The sequence below is a fragment of the Streptomyces sp. NPDC059906 genome (assembly GCF_042730645.1).
GTDB classification, from domain to species: Bacteria; Actinomycetota; Actinomycetes; order Streptomycetales; family Streptomycetaceae; genus Streptomyces; species Streptomyces rubrogriseus.
Map to the genome: position 1 here is coordinate 39868 of NZ_JBHWKU010000038.1, position 16747 is coordinate 56614.

Sequence of the window (16747 nt, forward strand, 5' to 3'; positions counted from 1 at the left end):
TGTCCGGGCGTCCCGTTCCCCGAACCGGGCCGTCCGTGCCCGCCGGGAAGGGCGCCGGGCGCGCGTCGACCGGGCAGCGGGCCAGGGGATCCCGGGGCCAGGCCGCAAAACCCGCCCCACGCCCGAAGGAGCTGTTCGTCCCCTCGCGGGGCTGGTACGGCCCCGGGGGCGGGCGCGTGGGCTACCTGGACCCTCCAACGATGTGGCGTGCCACCACCGTCCAGGCCTGCGGCATGTGGCCCTTCGCAGCCGGCTCCGGATCCCCCATGACCGGCGTACCGCTCGGCCAGCACCTGTTCACCGGCGCCACCGTCTGCGGCGACCCGATGAACTGGTTCACCCGGGCCCGCTACATATCCAACCCGTCGCTGTTCATGCTGGGCATGCCAGGACTGGGCAAGTCCACGCTGGTCAACCGGATGCTGATCGGACTCGCCGCGACCGGCGTGGTCCCCCTGGTGCTGGGCGACCTCAAACCCGACTACGCCGACACCGTCCGGGCGCTCGGCGGTCAGGTCATCTCCATCGGCCGCGGACGCGGCGGCATCAACGTCCTCGACCCGGGGGCCATGGGCGCGGCCGCCACGAGAATCGGCGGCAAGGCCGGGGAGGTACTCAGGGCCGAGGCACACGGACGCGTGCTGAACATGGTGGCCGCCCTGATCACCATCGTCCGCGGCCGGGCCATGGACGATCACGAGCAGTCGGTGCTCTCCGCCGTCCTGCACCACCTGCGCGACAAGACACCACCCGGGCGCAGCGTACTGCTCCCGGACGTACTCCAGGTCCTGACGGACGGCCCCGCCCGGGTCCGCTCGGTCACCCTCGACCGCGGCAACGACACCCGGTACCGGGACGCCGTCGACCCACTGCACCGCTCTCTGCTCGGCATCCTCGACGGGCCCCTGGGAGACACCTTCGCCTCCGAGACGTCCACCCACATCGATCCCGACGCGCCTGCCGTGTGCATCGACATCTCCGGCATCGGCGAGGCGGACACCCAGCTGACCGCCGCCGCGATGCTCGCCGCCTGGTCCGACGGGCTCGGCACGGTGGCCGCCTCGCACGCCCTCGCGGACGCCGGGCTCGCCCCCCGGCGATGGTTCTTCACCGTGCTGGACGAACTGTGGCGCCCCCTGCGCGCTGCCTCCGGCATCGTCGACCGCATCGACGCCCTCACCCGGCTCAACCGCACACTCGGCCTCGGCGACGCGAAGATCACCCACACTCTGAAGGACGCCGAGGCCCTCGGCACCGACGCCGACCGGGCCAAGGCCCGCGGCTTCGTCGAACGGGCCGGCATGGTGGTCTGCGCCGGACTGCCGCAGGCCGAGATGGAGGACCTCGGCAAGGTGGTGGGCCTGTCCCGCCGGGAGATCGAGCTGGTCTCCTCCTGGTCGTCACCACCGGGATGGGGAGTGTCCGGGGACAACAACGAACCGCCGGGCCGAGGCCGCTTCCTCATCAAGGTGGGTGGCCGGCCGGGCATCCCCATCCGCGTCGCCATCACCGACGCCGAGCGCCGACTGCACAACACCAACACACGGTGGACGACCAACGAGGAGGCCGTCGAACAGGCCGCGGCGCGCGCGACGGCGGAGGTGGCGCGCGCCGCCGAGTCGGGCGTCCGCACCGTGCCCGGTGCGGACCTGCCCCCCGGCCTTCCCGCCCCTTCCACCCGGAGGCACGCATGAGCCGCGGACTGGGCGGAGACACGCACGACCAGCTGTTCCGTGCCGTCGCCGCGGTGGCGGGAGCCGCGCTGGTCGTAGGCGCCATCGCCTGGGGGGGCGGCACCCTGGGCGCCGCGGTCGCCGGAGACGGCTGGCACGCGCCGCCGTTCGCCGTCTCGACCTTCACCACCCTGGTCAGCGACGGTCCGGCACCACTGTGGCCCGGCACCCCGGCAGGTGTTGTCTACGCCGGAATGCTCGGCGTTCTGGCCGCTCTCTCGCTTCCCGCCGCGTTTCTCGCCCACCGCTTCATGAACGCGTCGGGCCGGGCGACCAAGGGCTTGGCGGGGCGCCGCGAACTCGCAGCCATGTGCCCCAAGGGCATCGAGGCCCGCGCCCGCGAACTGCGGCCGAGCCTCAAGGGACGCGAGCAACTGCACCCCGACGAGACCGGCAACCTGCTGGGCGAGCTGGAACCCAAAGGGCCGGTACTGCGCAGCAGTTACGAAGACGTGGAACTGGACCTCATGGCACCCCGCGCCGGCAAGTCGACCGGAATCGCCGTCCCCCGCGTGCTGCGTGCACAGGGAGCCGTCCTGCTCACCTCGAACAAGTCCGACGTCTACGCCGTCACCCGGGCCGAACGCGAGAAGGCCGGCCACGTCTGGATCTTCGACCCGCAGGGCATCGCACACACGCCGCGCGCCATGTGGTGGAACATCCTCGGTGAGTGCGACACCATCGAGTCGGCCCGCCGCCTCGCCGGACACTTCGTCGCCTCCGTCAACGACGACAGCGCGAAGAAGGACTTCTGGATCTCGGCCGCGCAGAACACGCTCACCGCGCTCTTCCTCGCGGCGTCCCGCGGCGGTGCGTCGGTCCAGGACCTCCTCGGCTGGCTGGCCGACCCCGCCGACCGCGCCCCCGTCGACCTGCTGCGCGACGGGAACCTCGCCGCCATGGCGGAGCAGTTGCAGGGCACCGTCCGGGGCGCGGTGGAGACACGCGACGGCATCTACGAGACCGCCCGCCAGACCGTCTCCTGCCTCCTGGACCCGGAGATCCTCGCCTGGGTCACGCCGGACCCCCGCACGCCGGAGTTCCGCCCGGCGGACCATGTGACCGGCACCGACACCCTCTATCTCCTTTCCAAGGACGGCGGCGGCTCCGCGGCGGGCGTCATCGCCGGCATCGCGGACGCGACCATGCGGGCCGGAGTGGTCGCCGCCGAGCGCATGGGTGGCCGGCTCGACCCCCCGCTCACCGCGGTCCTGGACGAGGCCGCCAACGTCTGCCGCATCTCCGACCTGCCCGACCTCTACTCCCACTTCGGCTCCCGCGGCATCAACGTGGTCACCCTGCTGCAGAGCTACCGACAGGGCGCCCGGGTGTGGGGCGACGTGGGCATGGACGCCCTGTGGAGCGCGGCGACCGTCAAGCTGCTGGGGGCCGGACTCGACGACGCCGACTTCGTGCAGAAGATCTCCACACTGGTCGGCCAGCACGACGTGCGTACGCCCAGCGTCTCCAAGAGCAAGGACGGCACGTCGCGTTCGTACTCCTACCGTCAGGAGTCCATTCTGCCGCCCGACAGGATCCGCGCCCTGCCCAAGGGCACGGCGCTGCTCCTCGCGACGGGTGTCAAACCGGCCCTGATCCGGCTGCGCCCCTGGTACAAGGAGCCGGGCGCCGACGTCATCTCGGCAGCCGCCAAGGCCGAGACGGCGGCCATCACCGAACGCGCCGCACGGCGCTGGACCCGGGGCGCGGACACCTCGGGGTCGCCCCGAGGGCGGACGGTCTGGGAGAGAGAGGCAGCCCCACCCAGGTGAGCCTCGGCCGGGTGGGAACCCGGGCAGCGGCTGAGCCCTTGCTTCCTGGCACCGGTGCCAGGAAGCAAGGGCTCAGCGTTGTCAGGTCCGGATCGGCGGACGGTGGACGGACTCATCCCTCCCTGATGGGAGGGCCCGGTGCGAAGGGGTCCGCCTCCCCGATGGGGAAGGGATCTCCTCTGCGGTGACTCCCGGGCTTGCACCCGGCGAAGGTGCCCTCTGGGCTTCGAAGGGTCTGCATGACCGGCCCGAGATGGTCGCGGTGCCACACGGCGGGACCCGAAGTGTCGGAACCCGGACCGGTCAGGTCGCCCCAGGCGAGCCACAGCCCGTGGAGCCTGGCGATGGCCTCCGGGTGTTCCCACCACGTGGAGCACCACAGGGACGAGGACGTGACCTCGCCCCCGTACACGGGCAGCAGCACGTGGTGGACCCACAGGGTCAGCTGGCGCAGAGCCCGGCCGTATTCGGCACCGTCCAGATAGAGGATGAACTGCGGTGCCGAACCCGCGTCCCCCGGGGGCATGGCTTCCGCCTCACCCTGGGGGCTCTGGGAAGGCTCCGTTGGCATCGTTGGCATGACCGCGGTCCTTCATGAGTGTCGTGGTCCGGCCGAGTCGTTGGTCCGACGCACCCGGTGACTCAGGATCCGGTGGGACCCCGTCGATGTGTCGACTGTTGTGCGTAGAAGCGAGGCAGGCTTGGCACGGACCCTCCTTGTGAAGACCCTCCCCGCCGTGCCGGAGTCGATGATGTGAGGGCCCCTGCCGGTGCGCCGGCAACGGGGTTGCGTCGTGCGACCGGCCGGGGTTCGCGAGCGTCTGGCGACTGCCTGGCTGACGTCTCCAGGGGTGAGACGGGTGAGTCACTCCATTCGCCTGACGCCCTGCTGGGTGCTGAACCCAGGGGTGATACGAGAGGTTGGTCCCCTACGGGCGAGGGCCTGTTCGAGGTCGGATCAACGTGGCTGCCCGGTCGGGCCTGCGGGATGCCTATCCGCAGTGGCGGGGGGAGGTGACGCGTGGCCCTTGCCGTGGGTGCGGTCACCCTCACTGCCGGGTTGACGGGCAGGGCCTGAGGGACTCCTACCTCGGGACGGGCCGGCCCCTGCGGCGGGAACGCCGCGCGGGTGATGCGCTCAAGGGGAGACAAGGGCGTGGGGCGAGTTGCGGCAGGGGCAGTAGAGTTGCGCGGTCCTGCGTACTGCGAGGCCAAGCCGGCCGCAGGAGTGCCCACTGCCGGCTGTCCCGCGGACGGATTGCCGGACTGTCCCCTACGCGGTGAGTCGGTGCGCGGCCCGTGGAAGTCCCATCCGGGATTTGCGTACTCTGCCGCGTGTAGCCCTTCTTCCTGTTGGCGACGCCTGCTTTCGGCAGTTGCCATCTGCGAGGACGGATACCCGCCGTGGGGTCCCTGCCACTCGTTGTGTCCCGCGGGATGCCTTTGCTGAGGGGGCACGCTCAGTTCCACCTTCCTGTTGGCGATTGGTGGTGCTGTGTACCCCAACGGTTCAGGTCTCCAGCGGGTTCAGTGATCTTGGAGGTCACACTGTGAACTCGACGGCGCGCAGCCATGCCTTGTTGAGCAGGGAACCGCTGTAGGTGAAGGCCGGACGTGGCTTGACGCAGGCACGCTTGCCCCCGTCGCTGTCGCGGGAACGGGCGACATGGCACAGCTGCCCCTTGCCGATGTTGATGGCGAAGCCGAGCATGTTCGGAGCGTCGGCTTTCGGGCGGCCGATGTAGTTGTCCCTGCCGTCACCCACCACACGTGTCCACTGGTTCCACTCTCCGCGGCCGTCGGCGGAGCCGGACTTGTAGGTGAAGGCGTTGGCGGCAGTGCCGCCGACACCCGTTGTCGCGATGTTCAGGGCCTTGATCGGCAGGTCACCACCGGCCATCGTGCCGTCGCACACGGGCTTCTGCCATCCTTGCCCGGCGACGTACGCGCGGTAGCAGATGTGCGGGCTGGAGGAGGCCTTCTTGGCCAGGCGCCGCACGGCGGCAGCGGCGGTGTCCTGAGGCGGCTCGTTGGTGGCGGTGGTGGTCGTCGGGCGGCGGTCCGCAGTGGGCTCCGGAGCCTTCACCGGGGGCGCGGGCGGCGACTCCTTCAGCGTGGGCGCGGACGCCGATGCCGACGCCTTAGGGCTGGGTGACGCAGACGGCGTGCTGGGGGTCAGGGAGACGGTAGGAGGGGGTTCCTCCGCGGCCAGCGGGGTTCCCGTCTCGCTGCTCGTCCCTGCCTCTGCCTTCCGGGCTCCGCCGTCTTCGTCCGAACCATCGCTGCCCAGCACCAGAATCGGAACAATCACGATGGCGGCGGCCACCAGTGCCGCGGGACCCATCACAAACGGCTTGTTGAGCAGTGATTGATGCTTGTACTCGTCACCCGACTGTCGCGCCCCTCGGACGCCATCGGGGCTGCCGGGCCTTCGGATCCCCAGGAAGGACGGAGCGGCTCGTGGCTCCTCCCTGTCCGGCCCGTCGTCCGGAGAGGGGACGATGCCGTCCTTGTAAGGCGCCGATGCGGGATCCTCCTCGTCCTCGTATCGCTCGGACGAAGTGCCGGGGCTGACGACGGGTGCGGGCGGAGGTTCTGCCTCGGGCGCGGGTTCCTCCTGGTCCAGGAGCCGGCTCGAGCCGTCGGGGGAGATCTCCACCAAGGCCGTGTACTCCGCGCCTGGATCGGATATAGCCGCGGTGACGCTTTCACCCAAGTCACTGGCGATATTATGCAGAATGTCCAGAATCGCCGCGTGGGCCGGCTCTCCTTCGGCGACCGGAACCGGCTGACCGTTGAGGGTGGCTGAACCGTCGTCGGAGACGACCACGGAAAAGTGCCCCGACTGGTCGAGGACCTCTCGCGGAGGCTCCTGTTCACTCATGTACGCCGGTTCCTCAGTCGGCTCGGCGTGGTGACCGTCCCGGATGGGTTCGTCGTCCAGGCTCATGTCGGCTTCCTTCCTGACATTCCTCGTCTTGCGGCACGACCGGACTCGCCTACGTCGTCAAGGCTTCGCAGTACGACAACGACGGCCACCGGACCGGGGTTCAATTCCGGGTCCCGGGGCGGGCGGCCCACCGGACCCTGGGGCACCCGCGCCGAGCCTCGGCGGGCGCAGGAGCGCGGGTGCCCTGCGGAGAACGGGCCGTGGCCGTCGAGCGGCCGCTCGTTCAGCCGGTCTCGCGGTAGGCCCGGCCGCTGGCGTTCGCGGACTTCCCGTCGTACAGGCCGGTCCGGCTGGTGGCGGTGGACAGCGCGAACCACGCGTGGCGCTCGACGAAGTCCAGCTCGTTCAGCATCTTCGACGACGACTTGATGAAGTCGACCTGCTGTTGCTGAGTGGGATAGCGGGGCTCGCCCCGGGTGTAGTCGGTCAGACCGTATTCGGTGAGCCAGATGGGCTTGTGGTAGCGGTCGTGCACGGCCTTCAGGTAGCCGCGCAGCTGATTGGCGGCGTCGGGGCCGAAGTCACCGCCGAACCAGTGCAGCGGAATGAAGTCCACGCGCAGTCCGCGCTCTGCCGCTCCGCGCATGAAGCGGTCGAGCCAGCCTCCGGCGACGTCGCCCCCGAAAGCGACCGCCGGCGCGCCCAGGCGCAGGCCCGTGGACTGCAGGCGGGGCCAGAGGTCGAGGGCTTGCTCAGGAGTCAGGTTCGCCTGCGCGGGCAGGTCGGGCTCGTTGAATCCGAGCAGTGCCTTCCCCTCCCGGGACGCCTGGCCCAGAGCGGAGTCGGTGACCGCGTCGGCACCCCAGATCATCGGGACGTACTCGACGTTCTTGGGCCTGGTGATCGGCCCCGTGGTGGACGACCAGTTGTAGTACCAGGACACACCCGAGTCCTTCAGCGCCTGCGTCACCCCGTCGCCCGGAGTGACCCCCACTCCCTTTCCGGTTCCGGAGACGTTGGTGAGACTCCGCTTCTTACCCGTGACGTCCCTGAGACGCCGCTCAGTGCCGTCGCCTTCGGCCGGGGCCGGTTCAGGCGCCTGCGCCTTGGGGGAGTCCTGCGGAGCCGCGCCGCCGCCGTGGAAGGCGACGGTCAGGCCGGTGCAGTGCGAGCACTGGCGCACCACCGTGTTGCCCGGTTCGGCGTCATGCTTGGACCACCCGTAGGCGGTGGGGCATGCTCGCTTGAGCGCGTCGCTGTAGGGCGTCTTCGCGTCCCGGTTCGGGCTCACGCACACCAGGGGTTTACCGGTCCCCTGCGCCTTCACCAGGTTGTCGGGCGGGCAGACGGACAGCAAGTCCTTCGCGCAGCCGACAGCCGCGCACTCGCCGGCGGTCGGGGACGCCACGTTGTCGGGTGTGATCGTGACCGCTGTCGATACCGCGTTGACGTAGCTGACGTTGTACCAGGGTGCGGAGGCCTCGGCCGGGTCGAAGTTGAACTCCGCGAGGCTGGTGGGCTGTTCCCCGGTTGAACAGCGGTCGGCGTAAGGACCGCAGTCGCCCACGTCGCAGTGAAAGGTGCTGCCCTCCTCGCCACTGCACCCCTGGCGGGCGAAGAACTTCCCGCGCCAGTGCCCGGCACCCTGATGCTCGGGGATGGTGATGGTCGCGGACTGGCCGGGGCCCAGCGTGGGCAGTCCGGACAGAGCGGCTGAACCGTCGGCGTTCACCGTACTGCCGATCCATATGCGACTGTTCGACTTGTTCTGAAACGTAACCGTGTGGTCGGCAGTGGCCGCGACGGGTGACCCCCCGGTGGCGGCTCCGCCGGAGCCGTCCGTCCGCACGGCGAGGGCGGTGCCCGTCACGCCGGCGATGACGAACAGAAGAGCCAGCAGAAGTGAGGTACGTCTGCGCATAGGCGTGTCTCCCCAAGGAGTTGGACTGGCCGAAGAGGTGCGGTGGATGTCCGCGCGCTTGCTCGCCCTTCAACGGATCCACACGCCGGGAGGTTCACCAATCCCGTGTTGACATGTTCCACAGTTGAGTGCTGAACCAGTCAGTGCTCCGGCCCGTTGTGCGGGTACTGGTTTCATCGCGACATGGAGCTGCCCCAGATGACTCGGACACAGCGCGGACGTGGTCTCCGCACGATGGGAGGCATCGCAATGGCGTGCGCGCTCACTGCCACGGTCCAGGTTCCCGCACGGGCCGAACCGGGACCGCCGGCGACACTCACCGAGGTGCATGCACAACTGCAACGGCTGTACCACGACGCGGAAGTGGCCACGGAGAAGTACAACGCCGTCGAGGGGAAACTGAGTCGGCAGCGGAAACGCCTCCGCGAACTCGATGCACAGGTCAAGACGGCTGAGGCACGACTGGCCGGTTTACGGAAGAAGGCGGGAGCTGCGGCGCGCGCTCAGTACCGGGGCGGAGGTGGCCTGCCGGCCGAGATCCAATTGGTCCTGACGCCCGATCTCCGGCGCGCGCTGGAAGCCGCCTCACGGACGCGGCAGGCCCAGCATTCCACCGCGAAGCTGATCAGCACGTTGGCCACCACCCGTCAAACGGTCCGTGACCGACGTGCGGCCGCCGCGGTAGAGCTGAAGCGTGTGGAGACGAGCCGTCATACGCTGAGCGTGCAGCGCAAGAAGATCGAGAAGCGGATCGCCGACGCGAAGCTGACGGAATCCCGGCTCGCCGCTGAACAGCGTAGGGATCTCGCCGCGCTGGAGCGGCAGGAAGCAGCCGAGGCACAGGCGAAGTGGGTACAGGCCGGGAACCTTCGGCACGCCGGTACCGAAGCCGGCCCGGCGGGCAGGAGGGCCATCGCTTTCGCCGCAGCGCAGATCGGCAAGCCGTACGTCTGGTGCGGAAGGTCCGGACGGGTTCGACTGCTCGGGACTCACGTCTCAGGCGTGGCTGCACGCCGGTGTCGTCATTCCCCGCACATCCCAGGAGCAGTGGCGCCGTCTTGAGCGTGTACCCATCAAGTCCATGCGTCCGGGTGACCTGATCATCTATTTCGCCGACGCCAGCCACGTGGGCATCTACATCGGAGGCGGGGAAATCATCCAGGCGCCTCGACCCGGACGGAACGTGTACGTCTCGCCGGTGGCCTCCATGGCCATCCTCGGAGTGGTCCGCCCTGACGCCTGAGCCGAGCCTGGACCGGCTCGGGCCCAGTCAGGATTCCGCGAGGGCTGCCATGTGGGACGCCTCGTTCGACCGGTGCCGGTCAAACTGCTCGCGAACCACCCACTCAGCCCGTTCGCCGGTGAGATCCCGTCCACCGATTCCCGACGCGGCCCGCGCCGCCGGTGGCCGTGGCCAAGCTCCGGACCGGGACCGGATTCGACTACGACCACCCGCGGCGATGGAGCACCCGGCCGCTCCGGCCCCGGTCAGACCTCGGCCACCTTGACGAGGCGGCCGTCGTCACCGAGACGACCGACGAGATGGGACTCTCCGTTGGTGACAGACCCGTCCTTGCCGGTCATGCGGACCACCACGCGTACGGCGAGGAGCGCGCGGCCCACGGCTGTCCCGAACCTCGTCGACGACGGTGATCGTGCCGTGCTCCATGGCCGCACGTAGCCGCAGTATGGGCACGAATTTCCCGGTCGAGGGTCTCGTCGTCGGCCTGGAAGGTGAGTTCACCGAGCCGGGCGAGTGGGTTATGGGTACGCGCAGCCAATTCGTGGCCGCCGAGACGGACAGACTACGTGTGGTTTACATGGGTCGTGAGGCTGGGCCGTTTCATGCCGAATGCGGACGGCGGGCAACCGAGTTGGTCCCGTTCTTTCGTGCCCTCGGCCGCAGGCTGCCCAATTCACCTGGCAGTGTTAAGAAGAACTCCCACTCCGCACGCCTCCTTGTGCCCGTTAACGTTGGCTCCAGTGATAATGAATGGGGAATTCGAAGTGAGTGAGAAAGTCGCGCTGGTGACCGGAACGTCCAGCGGAATCGGCCTGCATACGGCCGTGGGGCTGGCCCGGAAGGGCCTCCGTGTCGTGGCGACCATGCGGGACACCGACAAGGCCGAAGCCCTGCTGGATGAGGCCACTGATCAGGGTGTCGACCTGATCGTACGGCAGCTGGACCTCAACGACCTCGACGGCGCCCGTCGGTGCCTGGACACGGTGGCGGCCGATGTCGGACCCATCGGTGTCATCGTCAACAACGCCGGTCGGGCGGTGGTCGGGACGCTGGAGCAGCTGGACCATGCCGCCCTCCAGCAGCAGCTCGACGTCAACTTCCTGGGGCCCGCGGCACTCACGCGGCACGTGCTGCCGTCGATGCGGGCGGCGGGCGCCGGGCGCATCGTCAGCGTCACCAGCAACGGCGCCGTGCACGGCGAGCCGTTCCTCGACGCCTACTGCGCTTCGAAGTTCGCCGTCGAAGGTCTGATGCAGTCCCTCGCGCCGGTGGCGGCGCGGTTCGGGGTCACGGTGAGCGTGGTCGAGCCCGCATCCGTTCTGACGAGCATCCTCGTGAACCTCGACACCCGGGCGCTGTCCGACTCCGACGGCCCCTACAGCAAACTGCTGGGGAGGTTCTTCGACACCGCGAGCGCCAGCATGGCACAGGGGCAGGCCGCCCAGGCAGCGGCGGACGTCGTGATCGAGGCCGCGACGACCGATACGCCCCGCTTCCGCTGGCAGACGTCGGACGCCGCGACCGAGCTCGCCGCGCTCTCCCTCGCGGACCTGGACGGCAGCAGAGTGTTCGACGCCATGACCAAATGGCTGGATTGAACGCGGAGCTGACGGACCTCCCGCCCACACACATCGCAGAGCAGAGCAGCAGACCCTGGCCTTCGACCGGCATCGCCTCGACGAGATCGAGGGCGATCTGGTCGGCCGGCCCCACCGTACTGTCGCGACGCCGCGGGAGGTCTGGGGCCAGCCCGATGCATGTCTCCGCCCGCACCCGCTCGGCCCTCTCCGGCAGCCGCGGTCGGCACTCAGGATCCTCCGAACGTACGACACGTGATCACAGGAACGACGACTCGCCGGCGCCCGCGCTGCCGTCTGTCCGATCGCCGGACAAGTGAGCCACCTGGTCCCGGACGTGCTGCGCGATTTCCTCGTAGGCGGGCGCGAGCTGGTCCCGGGACTGCAGCGCGTCCCACATGTGGAGCAGCTCGGTGCCGTGCGTGAGCAGTGCCTGTCGGTCGTCGAGCCGTCGCCAGGCGGCTGTCGCGCGTGCCACATCCGCCGGCGCCCGTTCATCGCCGGAGCGGCACCGGATCCTTGCCACGCCGAGGGCAAGGATCGTCGCCTCGCGATGGCTTCCGTGGAGATGGGCGAGGTAGGCCTCGACGGCACGTGCCTCGACCGTGCCCGCGTGTTCGGGCCCGAGCGAATCGCTCAGAGCTTCACGCAGGGCTGTGGCGCCGGCGAACGCCTCGTGGACCCTTCCCTCGGCTTCCAATCCGTGGATGTGCGCGAGTTGCGCTGTGTGCTCCTGCGAGAGGTAGCCGGTTGCCGCACGTGCGAGTCTCCGGTCCGCGGCGGAGGCCCGACTGGCGGTGGCCGTGGCGCGAGCGCGCGCTATCGCAGCCGCGACGACCGAGGAGTCCGGGCCGCGGACCGCAGCGTCCACTGCCGCGACGGCACTGGCCGGAGCGGCTTCGGATTCCGGTGTCGGCGCTTCTTCGGTCTGGTCGTCGATGAGGCGGCTGGAGCCGTCCGGGAGTATCTCCAGTACGAAGTGGACGGTGTCGGCGCTGCCGTTCACCGTGGCTGTCACAGGAGCGGCGTGCTGCTGAGCGAGCCACTGGAGCCGGTTCAGCACGGCCTCTTGGACGGCGTGGCCGGGTTCGGGAACGATGCGTTCGCCGTCGATCTCGGCCAGGCCGTCGTCGGAGAGGTACACCTCGAATCGGGGGACGACTGCTGTCTTCACATGTGTTCCTGTCGCAAGGGCGAGTGTGACGGGCAGACCCCCCTGACTCCGGGGTGACGGATTGAACCATTGTCCGGCGGGGGCCGTTGAGGTGGATGAGTGAGTGCGGGAAGAGAGTGTGCCGGAAGGGATGGAGAGGGGGTGCCACTGGCTGTTCTGTCACCGTCTCGGCGTTCACGGGTGCACGCCTCGTTCCTTTAACACGGCCTTCAGGCTGCGCAACGCGTAGTGCACGCGGGACTTGACCGTACCCTGTGGAATTCCGAGCACTTTGGCCGCCCGTTGGACGGAGCGGTCCGCGAAGAACGTCGCCTGGAGCACTTCACGGTGTGCCGGCGTAAGTTCCTTCAACGCGTCGTGGATCACTATCGAGGACAGTATTTGTTCCTTCTCGTCGGCATCGCCCGCCAACTCGGTGAGCCAGGTGGCTCCGCCTACCTCGACCGGGCGTGCCGCGCGCATACGGCGCATGTCGATGACCAGGTTGCGGGCCACCCGGAACATCCAGGGGCGTACGGCCATTTTTTCGTCGTCGGCGAGGTATCCGTTCTTCCAGCAGCGCAACAGGGTCTCTTGGATGATGTCTTCCGCGTGATGGGTATCGCCGCCCAGCAGGCGCAATACATAGGCGTAGAGCGCCGGGCCGTGTACGAGGTAGAGGTCGCGCAGAGCGCGTTCCTGCGGAGAGACTCCGCTCGCCGACCCGATCACCGTCACATGCATGGTGCGAAGTTTCTTTTCTCGTAGGGTGTGTGAGCTGACTACGTGCGGCCGCCCTCACCCGCGACTGTGCCGAGCCTTCCGCCGTCCGGGACTCCCCTGGAGCCGGTCCAGCAGCACGCCCGTCAGCGGCCTCTCCACCAGCCGGTGCAGGGCGTACGCGGCGGCGCACATGGCGGTGATCACGGCGGTGAGGAGGACGTGGGGTTCGACGGTGCCCGCGAAGAGGTTGAACAGGATGAAGCCCGTGTGGGCGTGGAGCAGGTAGAGCGGGTAGGTGAGGGCCCCGGCGTGCACGAACCACCCTCTGCCCAGTCGCCGGGTCCAGCCCGTCGCGATGCCCGTCATGACCAGGAAGACCAGAGTGACGGCGAGCGTGACCACGGCCGGGCTGAGCGGCTCGTCGTAGCGGTCGGCCACGGTGGCGGCGAAGCCGGTCGCGTGGTGGAGGGCGAGGGCGTAGGACCCGAGGACCAGCAGGACGGTGGAGCGGGTGGGGCCGTACTTGGTGACGAGGCACAGTGCCATGCCGGCCACGAAGTAGTGCGCCCAGGAGGACTGCACCGGCACCTCGAGCAGCCGTGAGAGGGGTGCGGGAAGGACCCCTGAGGCCGTCACGCAGGCCGCGCCCAGCCACAGCCACAGCGCACCCGTGACACGCCGTCGGGTCAGTCCGACGAGGATCAGCGCGAGGACCACACCGTAGAACCGCAGCTCCGCCCAGAGCGTCCAGTACACGACATCGACGTTCTCGACCCCGAGCGGGGCGTTGAACATGGTCAGGTTCGCGAGGTACTGGATGCCGGAGACGGGAAAGCGGCCCGCGCCGAGGACGACGCACACGGTCGCGGTGAGCGTGACCGCCGCCCAGTAGGCGGGGTACAGGCGCGACGCTCGCGAGGCCAGGAACCGGCGCGGGGTGCGGTTCCACGCGCTCAGCAGGACGACGAAGCCGCTGACCATGAAGAAGGCGTCGACGCCGAGGTATCCGTAGCGGGTGACCCGGCCGATCCGGGGAAAGGAGAGGTCGCTCAGTCCGCCGGCCGGGCCGGAGAACGTGTAGTGGTAGAGCACCACCGACACGGCCGCGACGATGCGCAGCGCGTCGAGTTCGTACCTGCGGCCCGGTCCCGGCGCGCTCGCGGTCGGCGCCGGGACGGACGGTCGGGGTGCGGTCACTGCGAACCGCTGGTGGTCCGGGCGATGGCGGTTCCCACCAGGGTGTCCAGGAGCTGTTCGTAGGACCGGCCGGCCGCAGCCCAGATGCGTGGGTACTGCGAGGCCGCGGTGAAGCCGGGGAAGGTGTTGACCTCGTTCACCACGGGCCGGGTGCCGTCGCGCAGGAAGAAGTCGACGCGGACGAGGCCGGAGCAGTTCAGTGCCTCGAAGACGTCCACGGCCATGCGCTGGAGTTCCGCCGTGACGCTGTCGTCGAGCCGCGCGGGGATGGTGAAACTGGTCGCCTCGTCCTCGTACTTGGCCTCGTAGTCGAAGAACGGCTGTCCGCCGTGGACGGTGATCTCCAGGGGCGGCCCGGCCTCCAGCCTGCCGTCCGGATGCTCCAGCACGGCGATGTCGATCTCCCGGCCGGACACCGCCTCCTCCACCAGGACCTTCGTGTCCCAGGCGCGGGCCGATTCGAGTGCCGCGGGCAGACCCTCCCAGGTCTCGACGCGGGTGACGCCGATACTGGAGCCGGCGCGCGCGGGTTTGACGAAGGCGGGCAGTCCCAGGCGCAGGCGCTCCGCCTCGGACGGGGTGCCGCCCCCGCCCCGCAACAGCGTCCAGTCGGCGACCGGCAGGCCCACGGAGTGCAGGATGCGCTTGGTGGCGTCCTTGTCCATGGCGATGGTGCTCGCGCTCACGCCGTTGCCCACGTAGGTCACGTTCGCGGCCTCCAGCAGACCCTGCACGGTGCCGTCCTCGCCGAAGGGACCGTGCAGCGCCGGTATGACGGCGTCGGCGGTTGCCAGGTGCGGCAGCACCGAGCGCAGACTGTCCCCGGCGCTCATGCCCCGGCTGGGTGTGACGTCGGTGAGGTCCGAGGCCGTGTACGCGCCCTCGGGGAAGTCCGCCGGGCCGGGCACCCATTCCCTGGCCCTGGTGATCCGGACCGGCTGCACCGCGTAGCGCGCACGGTCCAGCTTGCCGACGATGCCCGCGGCCGAGGCGCAGGAGACCTCGTGCTCGCCGCCGGGCCCGCCGAACAGCACCACGACGCGGATACGGGTGTCCCGCGGCGCGGCGGCCGGAGCCTCGGCATGCAGGTAGCGGCGCGGCACGCGGGGGCCGATGCCGGTGAGGATCTCGTGCGGGACGGTTCCGGCCCACTCGGCCCACTCGACGGCTGTGGGCTCGCCGTGCTCTCCCGGGCCGAAGACCACCGCGTCCTCGCCGATCGCGACCCGCTCGTTCCCGGTGTCCACGACGCACTGGTCCATCGCGATCCGGCCCGCCACGCGCCGACGGACCCCACCGACCAGGATCTCCGCCGAGCGCGACGCCCGGAAGGGCAGCCCGTCGGCGAAGCCCAGCGGCACGAGGGCCAGCGCGGTCGGGCGCTCGGCGACGTACTCGTGCCCGTAGGACACGCCCGTGCCCGCTTCGACGCGCCGGCTCATGATGACGCGGCCGCGCAGGGTCATCGCGGGGCGCAGCCCGAAGCTCTCGCCCCTGACCGGCTCCACCCCGTACAGGCCGAGTCCCGCGCGCACCAGGTCGTAGTGGGTGGCGGGTGCCGCCAGCGCGGCGGCCGAGTTGGCCAGGTGCAGCACTTCGGGTCGCAGTCCCGCGGTGCGGGCCTGGGACACCGCCGTCTCGAAGGCCTCGATCTGACCGGGCACACTCGCGTGGCGGGGATCGTCGGGGTGGACGAGATGCGACCAGACACCGCGCACCCGCAGCAGTCCCCGGCGCTCGAAATCCGCCGCGGATTCCAGTAGTTGAGGCCAGTCGGCGAAACCGGCGCCATTGCGTTCCAGTCCGGTGTCCACCTTGAGGTGGACGACGCCCGGTACCCCGGCCTTCTCCGCGCAGGCGGCGATCCCCGCCAGGTGCGCGGGGGAGGAGGCCGACAGATCGACGTCCCGTCGCAGTGTCTCGGTGACGTCCTCGCCCGGCAGCCGCATCCAGGCCAGGATCGGTGCCGTGATCCCCGCCTCGCGCAACCTCAGCGTCTCCGGGGAAGAGGCGACGCCCAGCCAGGTGGCGCCGTGGGCGAGCGCGGTGCGTGCCACCTGCACCGCGCCGTGACCGAAGCCGTCGGCCTTCACCACCGCCATCAGGGCGGCACCGCGCGAACGTTTCGCCAGAACACGGGTGTTGTGGGCGACCGCGGAGAGATCGATCACTGCCTCGGACATCCGGTGCCGGACGCCGTCGGAGTACGCATCGCCTTCGGGGTCCGTCCTGACTGAAATCGACTGACGCGTCATCAAAGCTCCGTGGGACTGGGAAGCACGGACATCGCTATCAGTCGAGACCGTCATACGAGGACGCGCCGCGCCTGTATCGAGATGCTTCCGTGGGGGGATAGTGGTCATCGCATACGAACGTTGAGCCTCACGTTCTCGAATACGGCCAACCTAAGTGCACCGGTCGGCCATGGGGATGAAGCCCACACGTCCAACGGAAGTACAGCCTGCACTACCGGCAAGGGCGCAGGCAATCCACTCCTCCGGGTCCCGACGCAGACGACGGAATTCACATGTGCTCCAG

General features: G+C 69.6%; 13 protein-coding genes. 5 read left to right on the top strand and 8 right to left on the bottom strand.

Going from position 1 to position 16747, the window contains the following annotated elements; translation table 11 throughout:
- Positions 1 to 200 precede the first annotated feature (200 nt).
- Entirely contained in the window at positions 201 to 1694 is a 1494-nt protein-coding gene (locus ACFV9J_RS35465) for an ATP/GTP-binding protein (RefSeq protein ID WP_385361527.1), read from the top strand.
- Complete coding sequence (locus ACFV9J_RS35470) at positions 1691 to 3505, top strand: type IV secretory system conjugative DNA transfer family protein (RefSeq protein ID WP_385361528.1); 1815 nt, start codon at positions 1691 to 1693, stop codon at positions 3503 to 3505. The genes ACFV9J_RS35465 and ACFV9J_RS35470 overlap by 4 nt, the downstream gene beginning before the upstream one ends.
- Before the next feature lie 112 nt (positions 3506 to 3617).
- Here ACFV9J_RS35470 and ACFV9J_RS35475 read toward each other — a convergent pair whose 3' ends face one another.
- The 3 genes from ACFV9J_RS35475 to ACFV9J_RS35485 form a co-directional block, all read right to left on the bottom strand.
- Complete coding sequence (locus ACFV9J_RS35475) at positions 3618 to 4031, bottom strand: DUF4913 domain-containing protein (RefSeq protein WP_385361530.1); 414 nt, start codon at positions 4029 to 4031, stop codon at positions 3618 to 3620.
- A 1017-nt stretch (positions 4032 to 5048) separates the two neighbouring features.
- Positions 5049 to 6455 (bottom strand): hypothetical protein, encoded by a 1407-nt coding sequence (locus ACFV9J_RS35480; protein ID WP_385361532.1) that lies wholly within the window; start codon positions 6453 to 6455, stop codon positions 5049 to 5051.
- Between the two features lie 223 nt (positions 6456 to 6678).
- Complete coding sequence (locus tag ACFV9J_RS35485) at positions 6679 to 8316, bottom strand: glycosyl hydrolase (RefSeq protein ID WP_385361535.1); 1638 nt, start codon at positions 8314 to 8316, stop codon at positions 6679 to 6681.
- Positions 8317 to 8499: 183 nt separating this feature from the next.
- On the opposite strand from ACFV9J_RS35485, the gene ACFV9J_RS35490 reads away from it, so the two are divergent.
- Together ACFV9J_RS35490 and ACFV9J_RS35495 are read left to right on the top strand one after the other, a co-directional pair.
- Complete coding sequence (locus ACFV9J_RS35490) at positions 8500 to 9378, top strand: coiled-coil domain-containing protein (protein ID WP_385361537.1); 879 nt, start codon at positions 8500 to 8502, stop codon at positions 9376 to 9378.
- Entirely contained in the window at positions 9323 to 9559 is a 237-nt protein-coding gene (locus ACFV9J_RS35495; protein ID WP_385361568.1) for an NlpC/P60 family protein, read from the top strand. Before ACFV9J_RS35490 ends, ACFV9J_RS35495 begins: the two co-directional genes overlap by 56 nt.
- Before the next feature lie 245 nt (positions 9560 to 9804).
- Here the strand turns inward: ACFV9J_RS35495 and ACFV9J_RS35500 are convergent, their stop codons facing one another.
- Complete coding sequence (locus tag ACFV9J_RS35500; RefSeq protein ID WP_385361540.1) at positions 9805 to 9939, bottom strand: hypothetical protein; 135 nt, start codon at positions 9937 to 9939, stop codon at positions 9805 to 9807.
- A gap of 384 nt (positions 9940 to 10323) precedes the next feature.
- On the opposite strand from ACFV9J_RS35500, the gene ACFV9J_RS35505 reads away from it, so the two are divergent.
- Positions 10324 to 11157, top strand: a complete 834-nt coding sequence (locus ACFV9J_RS35505) for an SDR family NAD(P)-dependent oxidoreductase (RefSeq protein WP_385361542.1) — start codon at positions 10324 to 10326, stop codon at positions 11155 to 11157.
- A gap of 238 nt (positions 11158 to 11395) precedes the next feature.
- Here ACFV9J_RS35505 and ACFV9J_RS35510 read toward each other — a convergent pair whose 3' ends face one another.
- The 4 genes from ACFV9J_RS35510 to alr all read right to left on the bottom strand — a co-directional run bounded on the left by ACFV9J_RS35510 (position 11396) and on the right by alr (position 16392).
- On the bottom strand, positions 11396 to 12310 hold the full coding sequence (locus ACFV9J_RS35510; protein WP_385361545.1) for a hypothetical protein: 915 nt from the start codon (positions 12308 to 12310) through the stop codon (positions 11396 to 11398).
- A gap of 174 nt (positions 12311 to 12484) precedes the next feature.
- The gene (locus tag ACFV9J_RS35515) at positions 12485 to 13033 is read right to left on the bottom strand and encodes a sigma-70 family RNA polymerase sigma factor (RefSeq protein ID WP_385361547.1); all 549 of its coding nucleotides are present in this window, start codon (positions 13031 to 13033) and stop codon (positions 12485 to 12487) included.
- Between the two features lie 54 nt (positions 13034 to 13087).
- On the bottom strand, positions 13088 to 14209 hold the full coding sequence (locus tag ACFV9J_RS35520; RefSeq protein WP_385361549.1) for an acyltransferase family protein: 1122 nt from the start codon (positions 14207 to 14209) through the stop codon (positions 13088 to 13090).
- Entirely contained in the window at positions 14206 to 16392 is a 2187-nt protein-coding gene (gene alr / locus ACFV9J_RS35525; RefSeq protein ID WP_385361551.1) for an alanine racemase, read from the bottom strand. Before alr ends, ACFV9J_RS35520 begins: the two co-directional genes overlap by 4 nt.
- Between the last annotated feature and the right edge of the window lie 355 nt (positions 16393 to 16747).

Bases quoted from the DNA above. Each gene is read 5' to 3' on its own strand.
- ACFV9J_RS35475 (WP_385361530.1), bottom strand. From the start codon at position 4,031: ATGCCCCCGGGGGACGCGGGTTCGGCACCGCAGTTCATCCTCTATCTG.
- ACFV9J_RS35490 (WP_385361537.1), top strand. From the start codon at position 8,500: ATGGAGCTGCCCCAGATGACTCGGACACAGCGCGGACGTGGTCTCCGC.
- ACFV9J_RS35480 (WP_385361532.1), bottom strand. From the start codon at position 6,455: ATGAGCCTGGACGACGAACCCATCCGGGACGGTCACCACGCCGAGCCG.
- alr (WP_385361551.1), bottom strand. From the start codon at position 16,392: ATGTCCGAGGCAGTGATCGATCTCTCCGCGGTCGCCCACAACACCCGT.
- ACFV9J_RS35465 (WP_385361527.1), top strand. From the start codon at position 201: ATGTGGCGTGCCACCACCGTCCAGGCCTGCGGCATGTGGCCCTTCGCA.
- ACFV9J_RS35470 (WP_385361528.1), top strand. From the start codon at position 1,691: ATGAGCCGCGGACTGGGCGGAGACACGCACGACCAGCTGTTCCGTGCC.
- ACFV9J_RS35485 (WP_385361535.1), bottom strand. From the start codon at position 8,316: ATGCGCAGACGTACCTCACTTCTGCTGGCTCTTCTGTTCGTCATCGCC.
- ACFV9J_RS35515 (WP_385361547.1), bottom strand. From the start codon at position 13,033: ATGCATGTGACGGTGATCGGGTCGGCGAGCGGAGTCTCTCCGCAGGAA.